Below are 22,929 nucleotides of genomic sequence, written 5' to 3'. Positions count from 1 at the left end.
GTCTTTCCCGCTGATTACGCTGATTATACTGATTTTTACTTTTGGATTTTATAAAGGATTAAGGGAGATGGAAGCGGAGATTCGCTTTTATCTCCCTTAATTATTAAATCTAAAAATCTTAAAAAAATCAAAAAAGTAAAATCAAACTAATCAGTTTAATCAGCGTAATCAGCGGGAAAGACAAAATCCGCTATATTTATCCCATGCAAACCATCTCCCGAAAGAAGATATTTTTTCCGATTAACTCTGCTTTCCGCAATTACCTTAAAATGTATGAGCGGGAAGTGAAGCTGCCGATATCTTACGAGGAACTGCGGTATTACGATCAGGCGATATCGGTGTACGACAAGGAAGGGAAAGATACTTTGTGGGAAACCGTTTTTTATCCACAGAGTATGGTTGGGTCCATTCATGCGGGGTTAAAACGGGTGTACTCCATTCTGAAGGCCGGTGGCGACCAAACGGCGGAAGAGCACCTGCATATTGAGCGGATCGACTACTGCACGTTTGGGAATTCCCATCCTTTCCGGATTAAGATTGTCAATAATTACAACGAGGTATACGACTATTTTTATATCAAGATCGCCGATGCCTCCCGTATTTATGGATTGGAACTGGAGCATATTTTATCTCCCTACTGGATGAACTTCCTGATCGATGGTAATACCCTCGTGGAAGAACATATTGCCGGGGTGCCTGGTGATCAGTTTATCCTTCACTACCTGAACAGGCCCGAATTTAACCCGAAACGTATTGCCAAGGAATTTGTAAAGTTCAATGAACGGTGCTTTGTACGGTTGCTGGGCGATATGCGTTCCTATAACTTCATTTTTGATATTACCCCGGATTTTGATGATGTGCAGTTCCGTATCCGTGCCATTGATTTTGATCAGCAGTTTTACGAAGGCCGGCGTACTTTATATATGCCACAGTACTTCAAAGAGAACCGGATATTTGTGGACCTTGCCATTAAACATCTCAATGCAGAAGTGGTAAAACAGTACCAGCAGGAAGAACGTGCGGTAATTGCCCGCCGTATTAAAGTGCAGCGGCATCGTATCAAAGACCTCAGGGATGTAATCATGACAGACCGCGTTTCTTTCCCCGAAAAGATCCAGCAGCTGGGCGATGAGCTGGCAGAATATTATCATGATGCCGTATTTTCCCGTTGTAAAACGATGGGAGAGATCATTGAACGCAGTTTGAAGCGTTTGCTGGTAAGTAGTTTACGTTAAGCCCTGCATTAAATCTTAAATTAGGATATGATTGAAAAAATCCTTCCTATCTTTGATCAGTTATGGAGTTCAAATTCTTCTATCATTTCGGAAACTTCCTGCTCATGCTTAAAGGCATGTTTTCCCGCCCGGAAAACATGAAGATGTACTGGAAGCAATTTATGCAGCAATGTGTGGATATCGGCGTAGGGTCGTTTGGGATAGTATTTATTATTTCCCTGTTTATGGGAGGGGTAACTACCTTACAAACTGCCTACCAGCTGGTAAGTCCTATCATTCCAAAAAGTACCATCGCGCAGGTGGTAAGAGATACTATTATCCTGGAATTTGCGCCAACGCTTACCTGTATTGTACTGGCGGGCGTAATCGGATCAAAAATAGCTTCGGAACTGGGTAACATGCGGATATCCGAACAGATTGACGCCCTGGAAATTATGGGTATCAATACCAAAGGATACCTGATAGCACCTAAAATTATGGCCGCCATACTGATGATACCGGTGCTGGTAGCCATTGCGGGTTTCCTGGGTATCTGGGGTGGCAAGGAAGCAGGCGTGCTTTCAGGCATTATATCTTCCGAGCAGTTTATGCAGGGACTCCGCCAGGAGTTCAAGGCATACAACGTATTTTTTGCGATGGCCAAATCCTATACTTTCGGGTTTATTATTGCCAGCGTATCAGCTTATTACGGCTATAACGTAACCGGCGGCGCACTGGAAATAGGTAAAGCCAGCACTACTGCCGTGGTGGTAAGCTGCGTGCTGATATTATTCATGGACTACGCATTAACGGCCATATTACTGTAATCATGATTGAACTGCAAGACATAAGAAAGGGTTTTGGGGATAAGGAAATACTGAAGGGCGTATCAACCATAATGGAACCCGGCAAGGTAAATCTCATTATTGGCGCCAGCGGTAGCGGCAAAACCGTGATGATGAAGTGCATCGTAGGACTGATGGGAGTGGATGATGGAAAGATACTGTACGATAAGCAGGACTTCACCGCCATGGATGAAAAAGAGAAAAAAACAATACGCCAGGAAATAGGCATGCTGTTCCAGGGTTCCGCCCTGTTCGACAGTATGACCGTTGAACAGAATGTGATGTTTCCCCTGGAAATGTTTGGCAAAGGCACAGTGAAAGAAAAGAAGGCCAGGGTAGCAGAATGCCTCGAAAGGGTACAGCTGAAAGAAGCCGCAAAAAAGTTCCCCGCTGAAATCAGCGGCGGTATGAAGAAAAGGGTAGGCATCGCCCGCGCCATTGTGCTCAACCCGAAATACCTTTTCTGCGATGAGCCCAACTCCGGTCTGGACCCGCAAACCTCCCTGCTTATTGATAAGCTCATTACAGAACTTACCCAGGAATACAATATTACTACGGTGATTAATACCCACGATATGAACACCGTAATGGAAAGCGGGGACCATATTGTATATATGTACCAGGGCCAGAAACAGTGGGAGGGTAGCAATAAAGATATCGTGTTCAGCAAGGACCAGAAATTAAATGACTTCATTTTTGCCTCCGAGTTCCTGCGGGAAGCAAAAGAAATGCGGCAGCTGGAATTATTTAAAGATGGAAAGTGGCGGGATCAGCTGAAAAAGGAACAGGGAGGACAGTAATGTTTATATGTATATGATTGTCAGTTTAAAAGATAATATATAGTATTTAAATCTGTTGTTATTGGCACTACCTGCCCGGGTACTCTCCTTATTTATTGCCAATTATTTTCCAAACCAATTGGTAGCTTTATCTTAAAGGCACTAAATTGCAGAATTATGGAAATCGGCTTATTTTTGCCGTCCAGAAGAATCAGACATATAATATTAAACCAATAAAACAAGCGCGATGAGTGTTTTAGTTAATAAGGATAGTAAAGTGATTGTTCAGGGATTTACCGGTACAGAAGGTACTTTCCACGCTACACAGATGATCGAATATGGTACCCAGGTAGTGGGTGGTGTTACACCCGGTAAAGGTGGCAGCACACACCTGGAACGCCCGGTGTTCAATACGGTAGCCGATGCAGTAAAGGCAACCGGTGCGAATGTTTCTATCATTTTTGTACCTCCTGCATTTGCAGCTGACGCAATCATGGAAGCTACCGAAGCTGGTATTGCCCTGGTGGTATGTATCACAGAGGGTATTCCTGTACAGGATATGATCAAGGCGAAGAATTTCCTGCAGGGTACAACTACCCGCCTCATCGGACCAAACTGCCCTGGCGTTATCACGGCAGATGAAGCTAAAGTAGGTATCATGCCTGGCTTTATCTTCAAAAAAGGTAAAATCGGTATCGTATCCAAATCTGGTACTTTAACCTATGAAGCAGCCGACCAGGTGGTAAAAGCCGGCTTAGGCGTTTCTACTGCCATCGGTATTGGTGGAGATCCCATCATCGGTACACCTACCAAAGATGCGGTGGAACTGCTGATGAATGATCCTGAAACAGAAGGTATCATCATGATCGGTGAAATTGGTGGAAGTATGGAAGCAGAAGCTGCCCAGTGGATCAAAGCAAACGGTACTAAACCCGTAGTTGGTTTCATCGCTGGTCAAACCGCGCCTCCCGGACGCCGTATGGGTCACGCCGGTGCTATCATCGGTGGTGCTGAAGATACCGCTGCTGCGAAAATGAAGATCATGGCAGAATGCGGTGTTCACGTAGTGGAAAGTCCTGCTAACATTGGTAAAACAATGGCAGAAGTATTAAGCAAAACTGCAGCCCTGGCATAATTATCTGCCGGTAAAAATATATAAGGTGAAAAGTGAAGGGGATTTATTCCAACACTTTTCACCTTTTTTGTTCCCCTTTATGGAAACCATGCCTGCACCGGCATCCTTCAGTAAAAGAAGTAACTTACTGTAAATAACGATCCTATATGCGTTTATTCATCGGAATATTCATTGTTTTAATCTTTAGCAGCAATAAGATGATGGCCCAGTTCAACTACGATAACTCCTGGAAGAAAATTACAACACTGGAAGATAAGGGATTACCTAAATCAGCCCTGGAAGTCGTCAACGATATTTATGCCCATGCTGTAAAAGACAAGTTAACAGCGCAGCAAATCAAAGCGCTCATCTACCAGATGAAGTACAACGCGCAGATCAACGACAGCAGCACCCTGCTCAATATGCAGAAAATGGACGCGGAAATCACCGCTGCTGCCGGCGCACAAAAGGCCATTCTGCAAAGCATCAAAGCAGAAATGCTGTACCGGTATTTTCAGAATAACCGGTACCGGTTCTACAACCGCACCGCCATTGCCGGCGATGAAGGAACAGATGTAAGCACCTGGGGAGCCGACCGGCTGCACCAGGAAATTACCGCCGCCTACCAGGCGTCGCTGTCTGACCGGGAATTACTGGAAAAAACAAGCCTCTCCGCCTTTGAGCCCGTTATCGTTAAGGGAAATACCCGGCAACTGCGGCCAACCCTGTACGATCTGCTGGCTCACCGCGCCCTGGATTATTTTAAATCAGGAGAAGCGACCATTACCAACCCCGCCAACCAGTTTGAACTTACGGACCCTGCTGCCTTTGCGCCCGCCGCTACCTTTGCGGCACATCACTTCACCAGCGCCGACAGCACTTCCCTGCAATATCACGCCCTGCTGATCCTGCAGGAACTGATCCGTTTGCATGCCGGCGATAAAGCCGCCTTACTGGATGTGGATGTGGAAAGAATGGCCTGGATAAACCTGGTGGCAGTAATGGAAAATAAAGAGGCGCTTTATCTCCAGGCGCTCGACCAGATGGCATTAGCCTACGAGGGGCAAAAAGAGGTGACCACTGTAATGGTAATGCAGGCATCTTATTATATGCAGAAGGCAGATGACACGGAAAACGGAAAAGGAGATAATATGCAGAAAGCGAAAGCTATCTGTGAAAAGGCGGTGGCGCTGGCGCCTGAATCGGCCGGTGGCGCATCCTGCGCTTATATGCTGGACCAGATTAACGAGCAATTCCTGGAACTGGCAACAGAAACGGTGAATGTACCGGAGCTGCCGTTCAGAACACTGGTGAGATATAAGAATATTAATAAGATTTACCTGCGTGTTTTTAAAATAGATGAAACCTTCCTGAAGCTGTTACGCAAGGCGCAGAGTAACTACCGCGACCAGGGCAATACTTACTGGCAGCTAATGCTGTCGCGCCCGGCCATCAAATCCTGGGAACAGGCCCTGCCCGATCCGCAGGATTACATCACCCACAAAGCGGAAATTAAAATAGATGCGCTGCCAACCGGCCATTACATGCTGTTGTCCAGTGCCGATCCGAAGTTTGCACTGAAAAACAACCCTATGGCCATGCAAATGACCTGGGTATCCAATATCAGCTATGTGGAAAACGGGACTACCTATTATGCCCTGCATCGTACCACCGGTAAGCCACTGGCTGGTATCAACCTGCAGTTGCTGCGAAATAAGAACAACAATACAGAAGAATGGACGCTGGTGGAAAACCTTACCACCGGCAATGATGGCCGCGTAAAACCGGCTCCCATAAAGCAAAATAATAACCTGCGGTTGCATTGGAAAAATGGTCAGGATGAGCTGTATATCGACTCACACCGTTACTATTATACCAACTATGAGCGTAAAGAAGAACCCAAGGCCCAAACGTTCCTGTTTGCCGATAGAAGCATTTACCGCCCCGGACAAACCATCTACTTTAAAGGAATTGTTTTAAAGAAACGCACCAACGAAACCGGCAGTGACATACTCACTAATTACAAAACTACCTTGTCGTTGTACGACGCCAATGGCGATAAAGCGGATTCCATTAAAGTAACCACCAATGAATTCGGCGCTTATTCCGGGAAGTTTATTTTGCCGGAAGGCCGCATGAACGGCGGTTACAGCCTGAGAGATGAGGTGGGCAACGGATACCTCGCTTTCCAGGTAGAAGAATACAAACGCCCAAAATTCTATGTGCAGTTTGATACCATAAAAAGCACTTATCGTATAGGTGACACCGTTACCGCCAGTGCAAAAGCCCTGGCCTTTGCAGGTAACAATATCGACGGCGCCAAAGTAACCTACCGCGTGGAGCGGCGGGTACGTTATCCTTACCCGTGGTTATTTTACAAGATAGCCGCGCCGTACGGTTCCTCCCGTGAAATTGTTCATGGAGAAACAACTACCGATGCCAACGGCGCCTTCCAGGTGCAGTTTCCGGCCCTCAACGATAAATCCGTGGATCCTGCCACCAAACCGGTATTTACCTACGTGGTACATGCCGATGTAACAGATCTTAACGGCGAAACCCGCAGTGGCGACCAAACAGTAAGCGTGGGCTACCAGTCCATGGAAATTGTGGTAAACGCGCCGGCCCGCCTGCAACGGGATGATTTCAAGGATGTCAGGATTTATTCCCGCAACCTGAACGGCGCCTTTGAACCAGCCAACCTTACGGTGCAGATAAAACCGCTCACTCCCAACAAACGCCTGTTGCGCCCCCGCTATTGGGAAGCGCCCGACCAGTTTGTAATGGACGAAGCCAGTTACGTACAGACGTTCCCGGTAGATATCTATAAATCTGAAGATGATCATAAAAACTGGCCCCGCCAGGCGGCAGTTCTACAGGAAACGGTTAAAGGTAATCCCGAAGGGAAAGTAGTGCTGGATACCAAAAAACTGGCCCCTGGATTTTATGAACTGGAAGTAAGTGCAAAAGATAAAAACAACGAACCGGTTGTTCAGAAAACAACCTTCGAATTAATCGACGCTCATCCGAAAACGTTACCAGCACCGGTATATTTGTGGTCTTATCCTGCTACAGCAGTAGTGTCGCCGGGTAAAACGGCCACCATCCTGCTGGGTTCTTCTGCGGGTAATGTGCACCTGATTCAAACAAAGAAAACGGTGGTGGCACCGGAAGTACTTTCCACATTGGAACTCTCCGGTGTAAAGCAACTGGACTTCCCCGTTACAGAAAATGACCGGGGAAATATATCGCTGGCCTATGTGTTTGTAAAAGATAACCGGGTGTTTACTGTTGAGCCAACCGTAACAGTCGCCTGGGACAATAAAGACCTGCAGATAAAACTGGGTACCCATCGCGATAAATTATTGCCGGGACAAAAAGAAAAATGGACCGCACAGATATCCGGGTATAAAAACGAAAAAGTAGCCGCCGAAATGCTTGCTTCCATGTATGATGCATCCCTGGATGAATTTGTGCCACACAAATGGTACCAGCCGGCTATCTACCCTTATGTAAATAATATATTGAGGTTTAACGGCGGGGAGAATTTCAAAATGGATGTGTCCACAGGACTGTATGACCGTGATGGAAAAGTACATCTGGCGGAGGAAAAGAACTATGAAATGCTGAACCTGTTCGACTGGAACATGATGGATGGCGCCGGCGGAGGACAGATCATGATACGGGGGGCTGCCACTACAAAAAGAATGAAAGCATCTGCCGCGATGGGTAGCATTGCCCCCGGTGTTGCCCTACAGGAAATGGCGCCAGCTCCGGCAGCAGCAGTGGCCAATGACGCCATGGGTTATAAAGCCGTTGACACCCAATCGGCCAAAGAAAAAGCGCCGGCAGGCGGCGAGGAGCCAACCGCTCCTTCTATCCGTAAAAACTTCCAGGAAACTGCCTTCTTCTTCCCGGATCTCCGCACGGATAAGGACGGCAATATCACCTTTGAGTTTACTGTTCCGGAAGCCCTCACCAAATGGAACTTCCAGGGCCTGGCACATACAAAGGAACTGGCCTTCGGTTATACCAACGCCAGTATTGTTACACAGAAAGTGCTGATGATCCAGCCCAATACGCCCCGGTTTGTACGCGAAGGAGATAAAATGGAATTCACTGCTAAAGTGAGTAACCTGTCGGACTCCCAGCTGATAGGCCAGGCACACCTGGAACTGCTGGATGCTACTACCATGCAGCCGGTGGATGGATGGTTCCAGAACATTTTCCCGCTGCAACATTTTACGGCCAAAGCAGGACAAAGTACCGTGGTAAGCTTCCCGATCCAGATCCCGCACGGGTTCCAGAGCGCGCTCATTTACCGGGTTACCGCGCAGGCAGGGAATTTCAGTGATGGAGAAGAAAATGCATTGCCCGTGTTAACCAACCGGATGCTGGTCACAGAATCGCTTCCATTACCGGTTCGCGGCGATGGCAAACACGACTTTACCTTTGGTAAATTACTGCATAGCGATTCTTCCCAAACAATTGTACAGCATGGCGTTACCGTGGAATATACCAGCAACCCCGCCTGGTATGCCGTACAGGCGTTGCCTTACCTGATGGATTTTCCGTATGAATGCGCCGAGCAGGTGTTTAACCGCTATTATGCCAACGCATTGGCTACACATATTACCAATGCCACTCCTGGTTTAAAGGCCATCTTTGATAAATGGAAGATCACCGATACGGCTGCATTGCAAAGCAACCTGGCAAAGAACGAAGAGTTGAAATCTGTGTTGCTGCAACAAACGCCGTGGGTGCTGGAAGCAAAAAATGAAGCGCAGCAGAAAAAGAATATCGCGCTGCTGTTCGACCTGCAACGGATGCAGAAGGAAAGAAAATCAGCACTGGATCAGCTGGCGGCCAAACAATTGCCGGACGGCGCTTTCCCATGGTTTACCGGTATGTGGAAAGACCGTTTCCTTACACAATATATTGTTGCAGGCTTAGGTCATTTGCAGCAGCTGATTTCAGAAAAAGATCCGGCAGCTACCGCAATGGCCATGAAGGCCATCGACTACCTCGATAAAGAGCTCGATGCAGATTACTATAGATTGATCAAAGCAAAGGCTAACCTGAAAGAGGAGCAGATCAATCAGGTGCAGATCCACTACCTGTACGCCCGCAGCTTCTTCGACAAACCCGTGCCCGCTGCCATGAAGAAGTCGTTTGACTTTTACTACGCACAGCAGCAGAAATACTGGACAAAGCAAAGCCGTTATGCACAGGGCATGATTGCATTATCGCAGTTCAAAAAGAATGACCAGGTAACGCCGGCGGCTATATTAAAATCGCTGAAGGAAAATGCCATGAACAGTAAAGAGATGGGTATGTACTGGAAAGATGTAACCGGTGGTTACAACTGGTACCAGGCGCCTGTTGAAACACAGGCATTGCTGATTGAAGCCTTCCAGGTAGCAGGAAAAGACGCCGGCGCAGTGGCGGATATGAAAACCTGGTTGCTGAAAAACAAGCAAACTAATAACTGGCATACCACCAAAGCAACCGCAGACGCCTGCTACGCCATGCTGCTGCAGGGCGCTAACTGGCTGGCTGCTTCTCCCGAAGTATCCATTCAACTTGGAAATACTACGGTGAAACCCGCTGCCAAAGAAGCCGGTACCGGCTATTTTAAAGAAAGGATAGACGCCAAAGCCGTGAAGCGGGATATGGGCAATATCAGTGTAACCGTTAGCGATAGTAAAGGACAACCTTCCTGGGGCGCCGTGTACTGGCAGTACTTTGAAGACCTGGATAAAATTACTGCTGCAGCCACGCCGCTGGTACTGGAAAAAGAACTGTTCAAAGAAGTGAACAGCGACAAAGGACCGGTACTAACTAAAATCACCGACGGCAACGAACTGAAAATAGGAGACAAGGTAAAAGTGCGGATTGTGCTGCGCGCCGACAGGCAGATGGAATACATCCACCTGAAAGACATGCGGGCGGCATGTTTTGAGCCCACCAATGTAATCAGCGCCAGCAAGTGGCAGGATGGATTGAGCTATTATGAAAGCACCAGGGATGCCTCTACAGATTTCTTTTTCAGTTATCTGCCCAAGGGAACTTATGTGTTTGAATACACGTTGTTTGTTACCCACCAGGGTAAATTTTCCAACGGTATCAGCACTGCCCAGTGTATGTATGCGCCGGAATTTTCGGCACATAGCAGCGGCCTTAATGTAAAAGTAACCGAGTAATAACAGCAATATAGTTCAGAAGGGCTGGTGGACATCTCCATCGGCCCTTTTTTTATTGCTAATTTTGAGGCTATGAGGAAAGCAGATTACCTTATCATAGGGCAGGGAATTGCGGGAACCATGTTAAGCTGGTTCCTGTTGCAGGCAGGGAAAAAAGTGATTGTTATCGATGATGCAAAGCCAAACAGCGCTTCCAGGGTGGCTGCCGGAATCATGAACCCGGTATCGGGCCGCCGGTTTGAACCTGCCTGGATGTATGATACCATTTATCCTTTCGCAAAAGCCACATACACTGCGCTGTCGGATCTGCTGCAGGTGCCGGTTTTCACGGAACGTCAGCTATGGACGGTTTTCCCTTCACTGCAGATGCGGGAAGCTTTTCTGAACAAAACTACCGGCAATGAATATACGGAACTGCCGGTGGCACTGAAATATGAAGCTTTCCTGGATCAGCCTCACGGTGCAGCCATTGTACATGGCGCTACGGTGAACCTCCGTGACTTATTGCCGGCTTACCGGCAGTATTTAAAGGCGCAGGAGGCGCTGCTGGAAACTCACCTGGATGTGGCGGACCTGGAAATTACGGAAGATGGGGTTACCTATAAAGATATTGCCGCCACTAAAGTTATCTTCTGCGATGGGGTAGGTACTACCGGGCTTCCCTTTTTTAAGGAGATAAAATTTTTACCCAATAAGGGAGAAGTATTACTGGTGAAAATACCGGGGCTGGAAACCGGGGACATTATAAAGAAAGGCATTACGCTGGTACCGCAGGACAACGGATTGTTCTGGGCGGGGTCGTCTTTCGTATGGGATTATGAGGATGACCACCCAACGGCAAAGCAACGGGAAGTGCTGGGAAAAAGCCTCGCACAGCTGCTGAAGGTCCCATATGAAATAGTGGACCAGTTATCGGCAGTGCGGCCATCGGGAAACGACCGGCGACCAATAGCGGGTTTTCACCCTGCGTTACCGTCTCTGGGCTTATTTAACGGGCTAGGCACAAAGGGATGCTCGCTGGCGCCTTTTATGGCGGCGCATTTCAGGGATGTGCTTGTTCTTGATGCGCCACTGATGCCGGAAATAGACCTCGTACGATATTTTTAACATACGCCGGGCATAAAATGCCCGATCCAAACCGTATCTTTGCCCCCCTTATGGGTATAAGTGAACAACTGGATAGTGGTCGCCAATTGATGATTACTTGTCCCGTAATTCAACCATAAAACTAACTAAATCAACTATTTACGCATGTATAGGACGCACACTTGCGGGGAATTACGAATGGAACAGGTGGGCCAGGAAGTAACTTTGGCCGGATGGATACAGACAGTAAGAAAGTTTGGCAGCATCAATTTTTTTGACCTGCGGGACCGTTATGGTATTACTCAACTGCTGTTCGGCGAAAGCCTGAACGCAAAACTGGATGCACAGCCGCTGGGCCGTGAATTTGTGATCCAGGTGAAAGGTACCGTGACCGAGCGCTCTAATAAAAATAAAAACATTCCCACTGGTGATATTGAAATCACCGTGAGCGATTTTACCATCCTCAATGCGGCTAAAACACCGCCGTTTACTTTGCAGGATGATACCGACGGAGGTGATGAGCTGCGGATGAAATACCGCTTCCTCGATCTGCGCCGTAACATCGTAAGACAAAACCTGGAACTGCGCTACCAGGTAGGACGTGCTGCACGTAACTACCTGCACACCGCTGGTTTTATGGATATAGAAACGCCTTTCCTGATCAAATCTACCCCGGAAGGCGCCCGCGATTTCGTAGTACCGAGCCGTATGAACCCCAACGAGTTCTATGCGCTGCCACAGTCGCCGCAAACCTTTAAGCAATTGCTGATGGTGAGTGGATACGACCGCTACTATCAGATCGTGAAATGCTTCAGGGATGAGGATCTGCGTGCAGATCGCCAGCCGGAGTTTACACAGATCGACTGTGAAATGAGCTTTGTGGACCAGGAAGATATCCTGGCCACCTTTGAGCATATGCTGAAGCACATCTTCAGGGAAATAAAAGGAATCGAATTCCCCAATGCTTTCCCAAGGATGACCTTTGATGATGCCATGGAATATTATGGTAACGATAAGCCGGATATCCGCTTTGAAATGAAGCTGGTAAACCTGAATGATACCGCAAAGGATAAAGGTTTTAAAGTATTTGATGACGCAGAACTGGTGGTAGCTATTGCTGCCAAAGGTTGTGCCGATTACACCCGCAAACAGCTGGATGAACTGACCGATTGGGTAAAACGCCCGCAGATAGGCATGAGCGGACTCATCTATGTCCGTTATAACGCGGATGGTACACTGAAGAGTTCTGTGGATAAGTTTTTTGACGAAGAACAGCTGAAATTATGGGCGCAAAAATGTCAGGCGCAACCCGGAGATCTTATCCTGGTGCTGGCTGGCAAGGAAGAGCGTACCCGTAAAGCTGCCAGCGAACTCCGCCTGGAAATGGGAGAACGCCTCGGTTTACGCAACAAAAACGACTTTAAACCGTTGTGGGTAATAGACTTTCCGTTATTTGAATACGCCGAAGAGGAAAACCGCTGGGTGGCCCGTCACCATCCGTTTACATCACCAAAGCCGGAACATATCTCGCTGATGGATGATCCTTCACAATACGCTAAAATTAAGGCAAACGCCTACGATATAGTTTTAAATGGCACAGAAGTAGGTGGTGGCTCCATCCGTATTTTCCAGCGCGACCTGCAGCAGAAAATGTTTGCAGCACTGGGAATGAGCCGGGAAGAGGCAGAACATAAATTTGGCTTCCTGTTAGGCGCCTTTGAATATGGCGCACCGCCGCATGGAGGTATTGCTTTCGGATTCGACCGCCTCTGTTCGCTGCTGGGTGGTAGTGAAAGTATCCGTGATTTTATCGCCTTCCCGAAGAATAATTCCGGACGCGATGTAATGCTGGATGCACCTGCTGCAATTGACCAGGTACAGCTTAACGAATTGAAGATCAGCCTGGTAAAGCAATAAGCCACCAGTTAAATGGCAGAAGTTGCTATTGCCGGCATGGTCTTTGCAAAAGAGAATGCTTTTTGTCGCTAAAATCCCCTTTGATATGGCCAACTACCGCATCAAAGGGGATTGACACAAATATGAGGTACAATTTTTTTTAACAAGAGATTAACGGGTTAGATAAGAAAAAGAGAACGACGTATTATTTAAATTTTTAAAGTAATATTGCGGTGTGATCATCGTTGATATGTGAGGTAAGAAATGATGCTGAAAACAAAGAAGGAATTATCACCTGTATCAAAAAATACTACCATGAGAATTTCAACATTCTTTAAGAGGACAGTATGGTTATGTGCGGTGTTATTATTGCTAATGCTCAGCAATGTTGGGTTTGCACAACAATCCACAAACAGTTATTTAAAGAAATTTAAACCGGTTTCTGTAGAATTAATGCAGGAAACTGGTATCCCGGCAAGCGTTATCCTCGGAATAGCGATGCTGGAATCAGGCACCGGAACAAGTAGAAACGCAAAGTTGCTGCACAACCATTTTGGAATTGTAGGGAAAAATAATATTTCCAAGGCAAAACCAGGAGCCCGGTCCGTGTACAAACAATATGTGTCAGACATGGCTTCCTATGAGCATTTTGTGGAAGTACTGGCACGCAAGAAGTGGTTCGGCGAAATGAAGGGGAACCCCGAATTTACACTGTGGCTCAAGAAAATGAACCATAGCGGTTATTCATCTGCCGGCCATGAATGGATCAGACGAGTGACAAATATTATTAACCGCTATAAATTGTATAAGCTGGACGCAGGTATGGATAGCGTGGCAACGGAATCAGAAAAATGGTTAACCGTGGGCATGCCGGCAGCAGGCGATCAGTGATGTGCAACAGATCATAAACTATGTCCGGCAAAAATAAGTCTGCCTATCCGTTCTATATTATTCTTGGAACTTTAGTTTGCGTAGTAGGGCTGTCACAGCTCAATTACACCTTTTCATACAAAGACTTTCAATTCCGGAAGCTGGATATGTTGTCAGATCTGAGAACAAATGCTACTTCCCCGGACCAACAAAAGCTTACTGCAGCCGGCAACGACAGCAGTAAGCTTTCTGGTTTAGACAGCACCGGCGTTAATCCGCATATTCCGAATCCGGATCATACCCACGACTTTATGTCGTATACCGGTATCATGGAATACGCTTCCCCCGTACCTGGCGACTCCATTGTAGGAATGAAACAATTTCTCACCGCCCTCAAAGAACTGAAAGCCGGTAAACGCCGCAAAGTAAGGATCGCCTATTTCGGCGACTCCATGATTGAAGGCGACCTGATTACCGGCGACCTGCGCGACAGCCTGCAACATTACTTCGGTGGCGGCGGCGTGGGGTTTGTTCCCGTAACCTCTGTGGTAGCATCTTTCAGAACTACCATCACACATACCTTTTCAACCGACTGGAAAGATTATCACTACAAGAATTCACCACCATCCAATGTTACCCTGGGTTTATCCGGGCATACCTTTTATCCTGGCGGAAACAGCTGGGTGAAGTATTCTCCTGTGAAAAAGCCGTTGCTCGACAAATTCCGGGAAGTTTCAATACTATACGGCCCCGCTGAAGCCGGCGCGGTTACGATTAACGATAAAGCCTATACGCTTTCTGGTGCAGCACCGGTGAACCGGCTGGACCTGCAACAGGATACCGGCGCCACTTCGGTAACGCTCCGCAACGCCGGAAGCGCTATGCCTTTTTATGGTGTTTGTTTTGAAAACGGGGATGGTGTTTATGTAGATAATTATTCGTTCAGGGGCATCAGCGGCGTGGAACTGGGCCGCTTGTCCGCCAATATGGTCCGCCGCATGCAGCAGGAACGTCCTTACGACCTGGTAGTAATGCATTATGGTGCTAATGTATTGTTCCGTCCTGAGCTCACTGACTACAGCTGGTATGAGCGCCCGATGAAAAAAGTAATGGACTCACTTCGCCAGGACCTGCCAGCGACTTCATTCCTGATCATCGGTACTGCCGATAAATCTTACAGAAAAGCTGATAAATATATTACCGCACCCGGTGTGGAAGCATTGCTGAAAGTACAGCATAACCTGGCCGCCGGTCATGGTACAGCCTACTGGAACCTTTTTGCCGCTATGGGCGGAGAAGGCGCCATGGTAAAGTGGGTAGAGGGAGACACGGTGATGGCCAACAAGGACTATACACACTTTAACAGGACGGGAGCAGCCAAAGTAGGATCGCTGCTTTACAAAGCTATTATGAATGAATACAGTCAGGCACAACAACCTTAGCACAAAATGGGTGGCAGTGCTTTTACTGATACTCAGCGGGTTTAGAACTTATGCGCAACAATCAGCAGATGCCGGGGCTATCCAGCAGGACACTGCCTTGTACAATGTTTTTTCCCTGCTCCATGAAGCAGATAGTAACGTAATATCCATCCTGCACCTGGGCGATTCCCATGTGCAGGCAGGCTTTTTTTCACTAACAGTGGCATCGCTGTTGCAGAACCAGTTTGGTTATGCCGGAAGGGGATTTGTTTTTCCATATAACCTGGCCGGCACCAATGGCCCGGAGGATTTTAAGTGGAACAGCACTGCGAGATGGGCGTCGGAGCGGGTGGTAGACCGCAATAAATCTGATGTGCTGGGTCCAGGTGCCATCACCATCATTTCCCAGAACGATGCGCCTACCTTGTCTTTCTCCGGCAAAACGGACGGATCTATGGACAATAATTTCCGTAAAGTAACCCTGTTGTATGATGCCGGAAATACCAACAACACATTGGTAGTGCCGGATGCTACTGTAACGGTAACGCCTGCACCTTTTCCCGGCTCTTCCACCCTGAGCAAAGCAACCCTCGATTTTTTACAAACATCACAATCTTTCCAGGCCAGATGGGAAGGCACAGGGAGCGGCCCTTTCAGGTTTTACGGCGCCATTATGGAAAACAGCCGCAATGGAGTACTGTATCACAGCGTTGGCATTAACGGCGCGATGTTTCAACATTACAACGAAATCAGCAACATCCTGCTGGCACAAATGGCCGTGCTGAAACCCAAACTGGTCATCATTTCCCTCGGCACCAATGAAGCGTATGGCGGCAGAATGGACCCGCTGGCCTTCAGGGATGAAATAGATAAAACAGTAACACTCATCCGCGAACAAGACCCTTCCGTAAATATCCTGCTAACCACACCACCGGATTGTATGCGCGCAGTGCGGAAAGCCACCCGGAAGAAAGTAGGCAAAAAGAAATACAGAACAATATATCATACCGCATATTATCCCAATCCATATATCTCTATGGTGACGCAGCAAATCATGGGCTATGCCCGTCAACATGGTATTGCCTGCTGGAATTTTAATGCGGTGAATAAAGCGCAGAAAGGTAGATTTGCAGGAACTTGGGCGCCCGACCATATTCATTTTAATGCACGGGGATATCAGTTACAGGGACAGCTATTGTATGAAGCCCTGCAACGTTCTTATACACATTATCTACAGCAAACAAAGAAAAATCCAGTAACCTCCGATGATCGACATTAATAAACTGTTATACGAACTGTCGTACCATGAGTCAGACCCGGTCCTTTTTAACAGTGGGTTCTTCTTTTATTATTTTGCGCTATTCCTGATGTGTTACCTGCTGGTAAGCAGGAATAAAACCGCCAGGGTATGGGTGTATACGGTATTCTCGCTTTACTTCTTTTATAAAGCCTGCGGCTATTATGTAGGCCTGGTCATACTTTCAGCGATTGTGGATTTTAATTTGTCGAGATGGATCCATGAAAGCCCCGACAAAAAAGTGAAGAAATCGCTGCTCATACTGAGTATCTTTTTGAATATAGGGCTGCTGTTTTATTTCAAATACACCAACTTCTTTATAGGGATGATCAACGACGTTACAGCGGGGCATATTTCCACGCTGAAGCTGATCCTGCCCATTGGTATCTCCTTTTATACTTTCGAAAACCTGAGCTATACCATAGATGTTTACCGGGATGAAATTAAGCCGGTAGATAATTTCATGGATTATCTTTTCTTCCTGTCTTTCTTCCCCAAACTGATGATGGGGCCTATTGTGCGTGCAGCGGATTTTATCCCGCAGATCTCTATGCCTTACCGCCTCAGTTCTGAAGACATTGGCAAGGGGATGTACCTCATCATGGGGGGATTATTCAAAAAGATTGTGATCTCAGATTTCATTTATCAGAACTTCGTACAATACATATTTGATGATCCCAGCAAGCATACGGGTTTGGAATGTTTGATAGGTGTGTATGGTTATGCGCTGGTGATTTATTGCGACTTCTCCGGTTATTCCGATATGGCGCTGGGTATTGCCCGGTGGACCGGTTTTAAGATTCCGCCTAATTTTGATTCTCCTTACCAGAGTTCTTCCATTACAGAGTTCTGGCGCCGCTGGCATATTTCGCTGTCCAGCTGGTTGAGAGACTACCTGTATATACCACTGGGTGGTAACCGCAAAGGCAGGGTGCGCCAGTATGTTAACCTGGCACTTACAATGCTGATTGGTGGCTTCTGGCACGGCGCCAGCTGGAACTTTATTTTCTGGGGGGCGATGCACGGCGGTGCGCTGGCACTGGATAAAGTGCGTATCGACTATCTGAAGAAAAGTAAAACAGTAATCACCGGGTGGAAAGCCAGTTTCCTGAAAGTCCTGGGAGTGCTCATCACGTTCCACTTTGTGTGTTTTTGCTGGGTGTTCTTTAAGGCATCTACCTTCCACGATGCATGGTCGCTGATCCACCAGGTGGTATACGACTTCCAGCCTGAAATTGCCCTGGAGTTATACAATGGTTATACCGCTGTATTCTGGGTAATGGTACTGGGCTTCATCTTGCACTTCCTGCCTTCAAAAGTGGAATTTTCTGTAGAGAAAATACTGGGACGCATCCCTGTAGCGGGGAGTGTAGCCATCATGGTAGCTTTCATCTGGTTGCTGGTGCAGGTGAAAAGCACGCAACCTATGATTCCGATTTACTTCCAGTTTTAATAGGTTTTATCTTTTTTGCCAGGGGATGTAGATTTCAGATTCGTTTTCGCCGGTGAGTGAAATAAAGAAATGATTACCGCTCATTTTGAAATATCCTGCCCGGCAGCTGTTGTTAATGAACTCATACATGGGCAATCCTGCGGCTGCGAAGCTCATGGGCACCGGCAGCTTTTTGTAGTTGCCTGCCGGAACACGTTTCGTAAAAAGACTGAAGGGCTCCTGGAATGAACTCCGTACCTGGTTATGCGCTTTATCATATTCGTTTTGCAACGGAATCATAATACCCACATACATTAACATTCTTGAATAATCGGTTACAGGTACGATGTCCAGTGTGCCGGTGATGATCATGGCGCCGGGCAGTTCCAGGGAAGTTTTAATGGCATACAGCTGCTTCTGGTAAATCCCCAGGTAGTCCACCATTGTTTTCACCGGGTCGACCGTCCGTGGGAGGATATTATAATACAGCTGGTAATCAAGCAGTTTTATGTCCTCGGTCCGGTCCGGCGTGAAAATAACATGCTGTGGATCATCATGCGGCGTAGAGGCTATTTTGGTGCGTGCCAGGGTATTCTTTTCATTTATCAGGTAAAGCCTGTTGCGGAAGCTGATGGGCGCTTCGTCAAAGAATTCCCGGAAAGCTTTGGTAAAGCTGGATTGCGTGTATCCGCACAATTCACTGATCATTCCTACACTGTAATCGCTGTGACGCAGGTACCCTGCGCCCGCTTCCAATCTTCTTAGTTTAGTAAAATGGATGTAAGACATCCCATACATTTCTACAAACTTGTGCGAGAAGTTGCCAACAGATTCGCTGATCAGCGCGGCTACTTCTTTCAATCCGCGATCCCCCTGCGGATCGTCATGGGAAAGGGCAATCGCCTGTTGTATTTTCTTCTCCCAATGGTTAAAAGTTGATGTTTTCATGGACGCATATTTTTGGAGTAAACTAATTTACACGAAAGACTGCCGGCAGCAGGTGAGCTGGCCGGAACGGGAGCAGATTAACGAGCTATTAACGATTTAAGCCCTTCCGGTTTAAACAACTGGATTAAATAAAGGCTAATTCTATACTTTTGCGCAATAATTTCAGAACCTGATGCGCACTGCCAGAATTATTCCGATCGTTATTTTGATGTTATGTTTCACGGGAACTGCCCGTGCGCAATTCCTGATGGATATGATAGACACTACCACTGAAATGGGAAAGGGGATGATATCCATGTACATGAAGTACGATGCGCTGCGTTTTAGCGGCTATATCCAGCCCGAATTCCAGATGGCGCAGTCGAGGGGTGCCCAGGGGTATGCGGCGGGAAATTTCCCCACCGCAGTGGATAATCGCTTTACCCTGCGACGGGGGCGTATCCGGGTGGATTATGAGCGTTACAACAAACAGGATATGCCGGTAGTGCAGTTTGCTTTCCAGTTTGATGGAACAGAGCGCGGAGTGAACATCCGCGATTTCTATGGGCGTTTTTTTGAGACGAAATTCAATTTATTCTCGCTGGTGGGAGGGATGTTTGCCCGTCCTTTTGGTTATGAGGTGAACCTGTCATCGGCGGATCGTGAAACCCCTGAGCGTGGGCGGATGTCACAGATCCTGATGAGAACGGAGCGCGACCTTGGCGCCATGATATCTTTTGAACCCCGTCGCAAGGATCATCCGCTGCGCTTCCTGAAAATAGATGCGGGCGCTTTCAACGGGCAGGGGCTTACAGCTACCACTGATTTCGACAGTCATAAAGACTTTATTGGCCGCATATCTATTAAGCCACGGAAAATAAAGGGCACCCAAAGCCAGTTATCGGGTGGTGCATCTGTGCTGTACGGCGGCATGCAGCAGTTTACAAAACAGATCTATACCATGGGCACCGCCAATGGGCAGCCCGTCTTTACAGTGGATTCGTCCGTATCCAATGTGGGAAAAATTGCGCCCCGGCATTACTACGGCGCGGATGTACAATGGAAAATTTCCAACGGGGAAGGGAAGGGATTCACCCAGTTCCGGGCGGAGTATCTCCGCGGAAGGCAAACAGCTACTGCGCTTACCACGGAAACGCCGGGTGTTATACCGGTTGGACCGGAAGGGAGACTGCTGCCCCTTTATATCCGCAATTTCGACGGGGCCTATCTCTATTATATCCAAAACCTCGGCAACGCAAAACACCAGGCCGTATTGAAGTACGACTGGTACGATCCCAATACAAAAGTAAAAGGTAAAGATATCGGCGCTCCCGGCGCAGGACTCACCCCCGCGGATATACGCTACAATACCGTAGGCATCGGCTACCTGTATTATGCAAACGAACACCTGAAGTTCATGGTGTATTACGATTGGGTGACCAACGAAAGCACTGAACTGGAAGGGTATAAGGACGACCTGAAGGATAATGTGCTTACCTGCAGGATGCAATACCGTTTCTGATTATTTTATTCTCTTCCGGATTCCATGGTAAATCCAAACGTGCTGCCTATTTCAGGTTTGCTGCGTACGGTAATGGACTGGTCGTGGGCTTCCACGATGTGCTTTACGATGGCAAGACCCAGCCCGGTGCCGCCAATATCGCGGCTGCGTGCCCTGTCGGTACGGTAAAACCGCTCAAATACACGCGGCAGGTGTTCTTCCGCCATCCCGATACCATCATCGGAAATTTCTATCAGCACCCTCTTTCCATCCATGCTGTAAACGCTGGCAATGGTATGTCCATCGGGTTTGCCATATTTTATGGAGTTATCTACCAGGTTAATGAGTACCTGGCGGATCTTTTCTTTATCGGCGTATACCGGCTGCGGCGCTTCACAGCCCTTTTTGATACTGAACTTAATGCCTTTGGTATTGGCTTTCAGCGACAGGGTATCAAATACATCTTTGATCAGGTCCTGGATCACGAATACTTCTGCGTTCACGGTCATTTCACCGCTTTCCAGCTTGGATATTTCGTCCAGGTCGTCGATCAGCCGGCAAAGGCGGTCGATGTTCTTGGTGGCGTTTTTCAGGAACAGCTTATTTACATTGGGATCTTCCAATGCGCCATCGAGGAGGGTGTGAATATAGCCCTGAACGGCAAAAATAGGCGTTTTGAGCTCATGGGAAAGGTTCAGCAGGAACTCCTTACGGAACTCTTCATTCCGGCGCAGGTTGTCCAGTTCTTCTTTTTTCTGGCTGGCCCATTTTTCTACATCTTCACTTACTTCTTCAATGGTTTTCAGGGGAAGAATATTCTTTTGGAAAAACTCCTCTCTCTTGGACGCTTTTGTTTGGTAGATGAATTTATAGATCAGCTTTATCTTCCTGTAAATAAAATTCTGCAGGGTATAAAGATAGAGGTAATAGGATACCAGGAAAGTCAGCACAAAGGCTCCCACTACTACTTTCCAGTTGCCATCTATCACCAGGCTGCCCAATGCGATGACGGCTGATATCACAAGGGCTGTAAATCCCGCTAACTTCTGGGGGGACAGGTTTTTTGCTTTAAACATACTCCAAAGTGAGTAATTAAGGTAATAATGGGAAATTACTTTAAATTTTTTACTTGACAACAGTAATGGCTTTTGACCGCCAGCATTCAGCTGCCGGAGAACAATGTTTTGGTGGGATCTGAACAGGCTGCCGGCGCTGAAAGGCCAACAGCCAAAGGCTAACAGGGTGGATGACTACATCTCAAATTTATAGCCAACGCCTTTTACAGTAGTGATCAGGTCGATGCCTATTTTCTGGCGTATTTTGCGGATATGCACATCGATGGTACGGTCGCCCACAATCACTTCGGTACCCCATACCTGGTTAAGGATTTCGTTGCGCAGGAATACACGGCCGGGTTTAGATGCCAGCAACTGCAGCAATTCAAATTCTTTCTTTGCCAGGATGATTTCCTGTCCTTTGTAAGTAACCGTGAATTTTTCCCGGTCGATGATCAGGTCGCCCAGTGTTACGCGGGTTTCCTCGGGCTTGTGCAAACGGCGGAATAGCGCATTGATGCGGCTTACCAGCAATTTGGGTTTAATGGGCTTGGCGATGTAATCGTCTGCTCCCATGTTCAGTCCGTCTACTTCGGATTTCTCATCGTTGAGCGCAGTTAAAAACAATACCATTGTATCTTTGAACTCAGGGATTTTCCTGATTTCGCGGCAGGTATCAATCCCGTTCTTGTTCGGCATCATGATATCCAGCATAATCAGATCCGGTCTGAATATTTTTGCTTTCTGGATAGCCTCGCTGCCGTCTTTCGCCGTTACGGTATCGTAACCCGCTGTTTTGAGATTGTAACTGATGATTTCCAGAATATCCAATTCGTCATCTACTACCAGAATTTTTCCTGCAACCGCTTGGTCTATCATAAATTTTGCTTTTAAAAAGACGGGACAAAATTATAAAGCCATCTCCGTGATTAATGGAAAATTAACATTATGAAATTGTTAATTCAATATCAGACTGGTTTTCCGCGCTCCACGGCAAGGTACGTCAAATAACAATGCTGTATTAATATGTCAATTATCCGCCATCCATAGGAAGGTGATTATGATCATGCTGAACAACAGCCTTCTTTTTCGTGTTTATTTTCAATCAGACGCTGGTAACGAATAACAGGTTTAGTTATAGATAGAATAATTAAGATATATTTCCCGCTAAAAAACAAAAGATAGCAACGAAGTGCTGGCAAACTCTGTATTTGGTTGTAAATTTGCTATCTGGTCCTTGCGAAAAGATCCATTTAGTATGAGAAGATTTTTATTAATAGTGACGCTGACGG

The 22,929-nt window shown here is 47.1% G+C and carries 15 protein-coding genes; 12 read left to right on the top strand and 3 right to left on the bottom strand.

Going from position 1 to position 22,929, the window contains the following annotated elements; all coding sequences use genetic code 11:
• Positions 1-203: 203 nt before the first annotated feature.
• The 11 genes from AB6805_RS05405 (at position 204) to AB6805_RS05355 (ending at position 18,175) form a co-directional block, all read left to right on the top strand.
• A complete protein-coding gene (locus AB6805_RS05405) occupies positions 204-1,235 on the top strand; it encodes a hypothetical protein (RefSeq protein ID WP_370908434.1) in 1,032 nt (343 codons plus the stop codon).
• A gap of 62 nt (positions 1,236-1,297) precedes the next feature.
• Positions 1,298-2,041: an MlaE family ABC transporter permease gene (locus AB6805_RS05400; protein WP_370908433.1), complete on the top strand. Its 744-nt coding sequence runs from the start codon at positions 1,298-1,300 to the stop codon at positions 2,039-2,041.
• A 2-nt stretch (positions 2,042-2,043) separates the two neighbouring features.
• Positions 2,044-2,859 (top strand): ABC transporter ATP-binding protein, encoded by an 816-nt coding sequence (locus AB6805_RS05395; RefSeq protein ID WP_370908432.1) that lies wholly within the window; start codon positions 2,044-2,046, stop codon positions 2,857-2,859.
• 226 nt (positions 2,860-3,085) lie between these two features.
• Positions 3,086-3,973, top strand: a complete 888-nt coding sequence (sucD, locus tag AB6805_RS05390) for a succinate--CoA ligase subunit alpha (protein ID WP_370908431.1) — start codon at positions 3,086-3,088, stop codon at positions 3,971-3,973.
• 146 nt (positions 3,974-4,119) lie between these two features.
• Positions 4,120-10,152 (top strand): alpha-2-macroglobulin, encoded by a 6,033-nt coding sequence (locus tag AB6805_RS05385; RefSeq protein ID WP_370908430.1) that lies wholly within the window; start codon positions 4,120-4,122, stop codon positions 10,150-10,152.
• A 72-nt stretch (positions 10,153-10,224) separates the two neighbouring features.
• Positions 10,225-11,259, top strand: coding sequence for an NAD(P)/FAD-dependent oxidoreductase (locus AB6805_RS05380; RefSeq protein WP_370908429.1), 1,035 nt, complete (start codon positions 10,225-10,227; stop codon positions 11,257-11,259).
• 144 nt (positions 11,260-11,403) lie between these two features.
• Positions 11,404-13,155 carry an aspartate--tRNA ligase gene (aspS, locus tag AB6805_RS05375; RefSeq protein WP_370908428.1) on the top strand — a complete coding sequence of 584 codons (1,752 nt, stop codon included), beginning with the start codon at positions 11,404-11,406 and terminating at the stop codon, positions 13,153-13,155.
• 294 nt (positions 13,156-13,449) lie between these two features.
• Positions 13,450-14,025, top strand: coding sequence for a glucosaminidase domain-containing protein (locus AB6805_RS05370; protein ID WP_370908427.1), 576 nt, complete (start codon positions 13,450-13,452; stop codon positions 14,023-14,025).
• Between the two features lie 20 nt (positions 14,026-14,045).
• Positions 14,046-15,446: a hypothetical protein gene (locus AB6805_RS05365; protein WP_370908426.1), complete on the top strand. Its 1,401-nt coding sequence runs from the start codon at positions 14,046-14,048 to the stop codon at positions 15,444-15,446.
• Positions 15,418-16,704, top strand: a complete 1,287-nt coding sequence (locus tag AB6805_RS05360) for a GDSL-type esterase/lipase family protein (RefSeq protein WP_370908425.1) — start codon at positions 15,418-15,420, stop codon at positions 16,702-16,704. Before AB6805_RS05365 ends, AB6805_RS05360 begins: the two co-directional genes overlap by 29 nt.
• Complete coding sequence (locus tag AB6805_RS05355; RefSeq protein WP_370908424.1) at positions 16,691-18,175, top strand: MBOAT family protein; 1,485 nt, start codon at positions 16,691-16,693, stop codon at positions 18,173-18,175. The genes AB6805_RS05360 and AB6805_RS05355 overlap by 14 nt, the downstream gene beginning before the upstream one ends.
• 6 nt (positions 18,176-18,181) lie before the next feature.
• Here AB6805_RS05355 and AB6805_RS05350 read toward each other — a convergent pair whose 3' ends face one another.
• Positions 18,182-19,102, bottom strand: a complete 921-nt coding sequence (locus AB6805_RS05350) for a helix-turn-helix transcriptional regulator (protein WP_370908423.1) — start codon at positions 19,100-19,102, stop codon at positions 18,182-18,184.
• Between the two features lie 172 nt (positions 19,103-19,274).
• Between AB6805_RS05350 and AB6805_RS05345 the strand changes: the two genes are divergently transcribed.
• Positions 19,275-20,603, top strand: a complete 1,329-nt coding sequence (locus AB6805_RS05345) for a porin (protein WP_370908422.1) — start codon at positions 19,275-19,277, stop codon at positions 20,601-20,603.
• A gap of 5 nt (positions 20,604-20,608) precedes the next feature.
• Here AB6805_RS05345 and AB6805_RS05340 read toward each other — a convergent pair whose 3' ends face one another.
• The gene (locus AB6805_RS05340) at positions 20,609-21,658 is read right to left on the bottom strand and encodes a cell wall metabolism sensor histidine kinase WalK (protein WP_168771500.1); all 1,050 of its coding nucleotides are present in this window, start codon (positions 21,656-21,658) and stop codon (positions 20,609-20,611) included.
• 174 nt (positions 21,659-21,832) lie between these two features.
• The gene (locus AB6805_RS05335; RefSeq protein ID WP_079471020.1) at positions 21,833-22,516 is read right to left on the bottom strand and encodes a response regulator transcription factor; all 684 of its coding nucleotides are present in this window, start codon (positions 22,514-22,516) and stop codon (positions 21,833-21,835) included.
• Positions 22,517-22,929 lie beyond the last annotated feature (413 nt).

The organism is Chitinophaga sp. RCC_12, assembly GCF_041360695.1.
GTDB lineage: Bacteria > Bacteroidota > Bacteroidia > Chitinophagales > Chitinophagaceae > Chitinophaga.
This window is presented reverse-complemented; position numbering and strand designations above follow the sequence as displayed.

Bases quoted from the DNA above. Each gene is read 5' to 3' on its own strand.
- AB6805_RS05395 (WP_370908432.1), top strand. From the start codon at position 2,044: ATGATTGAACTGCAAGACATAAGAAAGGGTTTTGGGGATAAGGAAATA.
- AB6805_RS05380 (WP_370908429.1), top strand. From the start codon at position 10,225: ATGAGGAAAGCAGATTACCTTATCATAGGGCAGGGAATTGCGGGAACC.
- AB6805_RS05400 (WP_370908433.1), top strand. From the start codon at position 1,298: ATGGAGTTCAAATTCTTCTATCATTTCGGAAACTTCCTGCTCATGCTT.
- sucD (WP_370908431.1), top strand. From the start codon at position 3,086: ATGAGTGTTTTAGTTAATAAGGATAGTAAAGTGATTGTTCAGGGATTT.
- aspS (WP_370908428.1), top strand. From the start codon at position 11,404: ATGTATAGGACGCACACTTGCGGGGAATTACGAATGGAACAGGTGGGC.
- AB6805_RS05345 (WP_370908422.1), top strand. From the start codon at position 19,275: ATGCGCACTGCCAGAATTATTCCGATCGTTATTTTGATGTTATGTTTC.
- AB6805_RS05340 (WP_168771500.1), bottom strand. From the start codon at position 21,658: ATGTTTAAAGCAAAAAACCTGTCCCCCCAGAAGTTAGCGGGATTTACA.
- AB6805_RS05385 (WP_370908430.1), top strand. From the start codon at position 4,120: ATGCGTTTATTCATCGGAATATTCATTGTTTTAATCTTTAGCAGCAAT.
- AB6805_RS05350 (WP_370908423.1), bottom strand. From the start codon at position 19,102: ATGAAAACATCAACTTTTAACCATTGGGAGAAGAAAATACAACAGGCG.
- AB6805_RS05360 (WP_370908425.1), top strand. From the start codon at position 15,418: ATGAATACAGTCAGGCACAACAACCTTAGCACAAAATGGGTGGCAGTG.
- AB6805_RS05365 (WP_370908426.1), top strand. From the start codon at position 14,046: ATGTCCGGCAAAAATAAGTCTGCCTATCCGTTCTATATTATTCTTGGA.
- AB6805_RS05405 (WP_370908434.1), top strand. From the start codon at position 204: ATGCAAACCATCTCCCGAAAGAAGATATTTTTTCCGATTAACTCTGCT.
- AB6805_RS05370 (WP_370908427.1), top strand. From the start codon at position 13,450: ATGAGAATTTCAACATTCTTTAAGAGGACAGTATGGTTATGTGCGGTG.
- AB6805_RS05335 (WP_079471020.1), bottom strand. From the start codon at position 22,516: ATGATAGACCAAGCGGTTGCAGGAAAAATTCTGGTAGTAGATGACGAA.
- AB6805_RS05355 (WP_370908424.1), top strand. From the start codon at position 16,691: ATGATCGACATTAATAAACTGTTATACGAACTGTCGTACCATGAGTCA.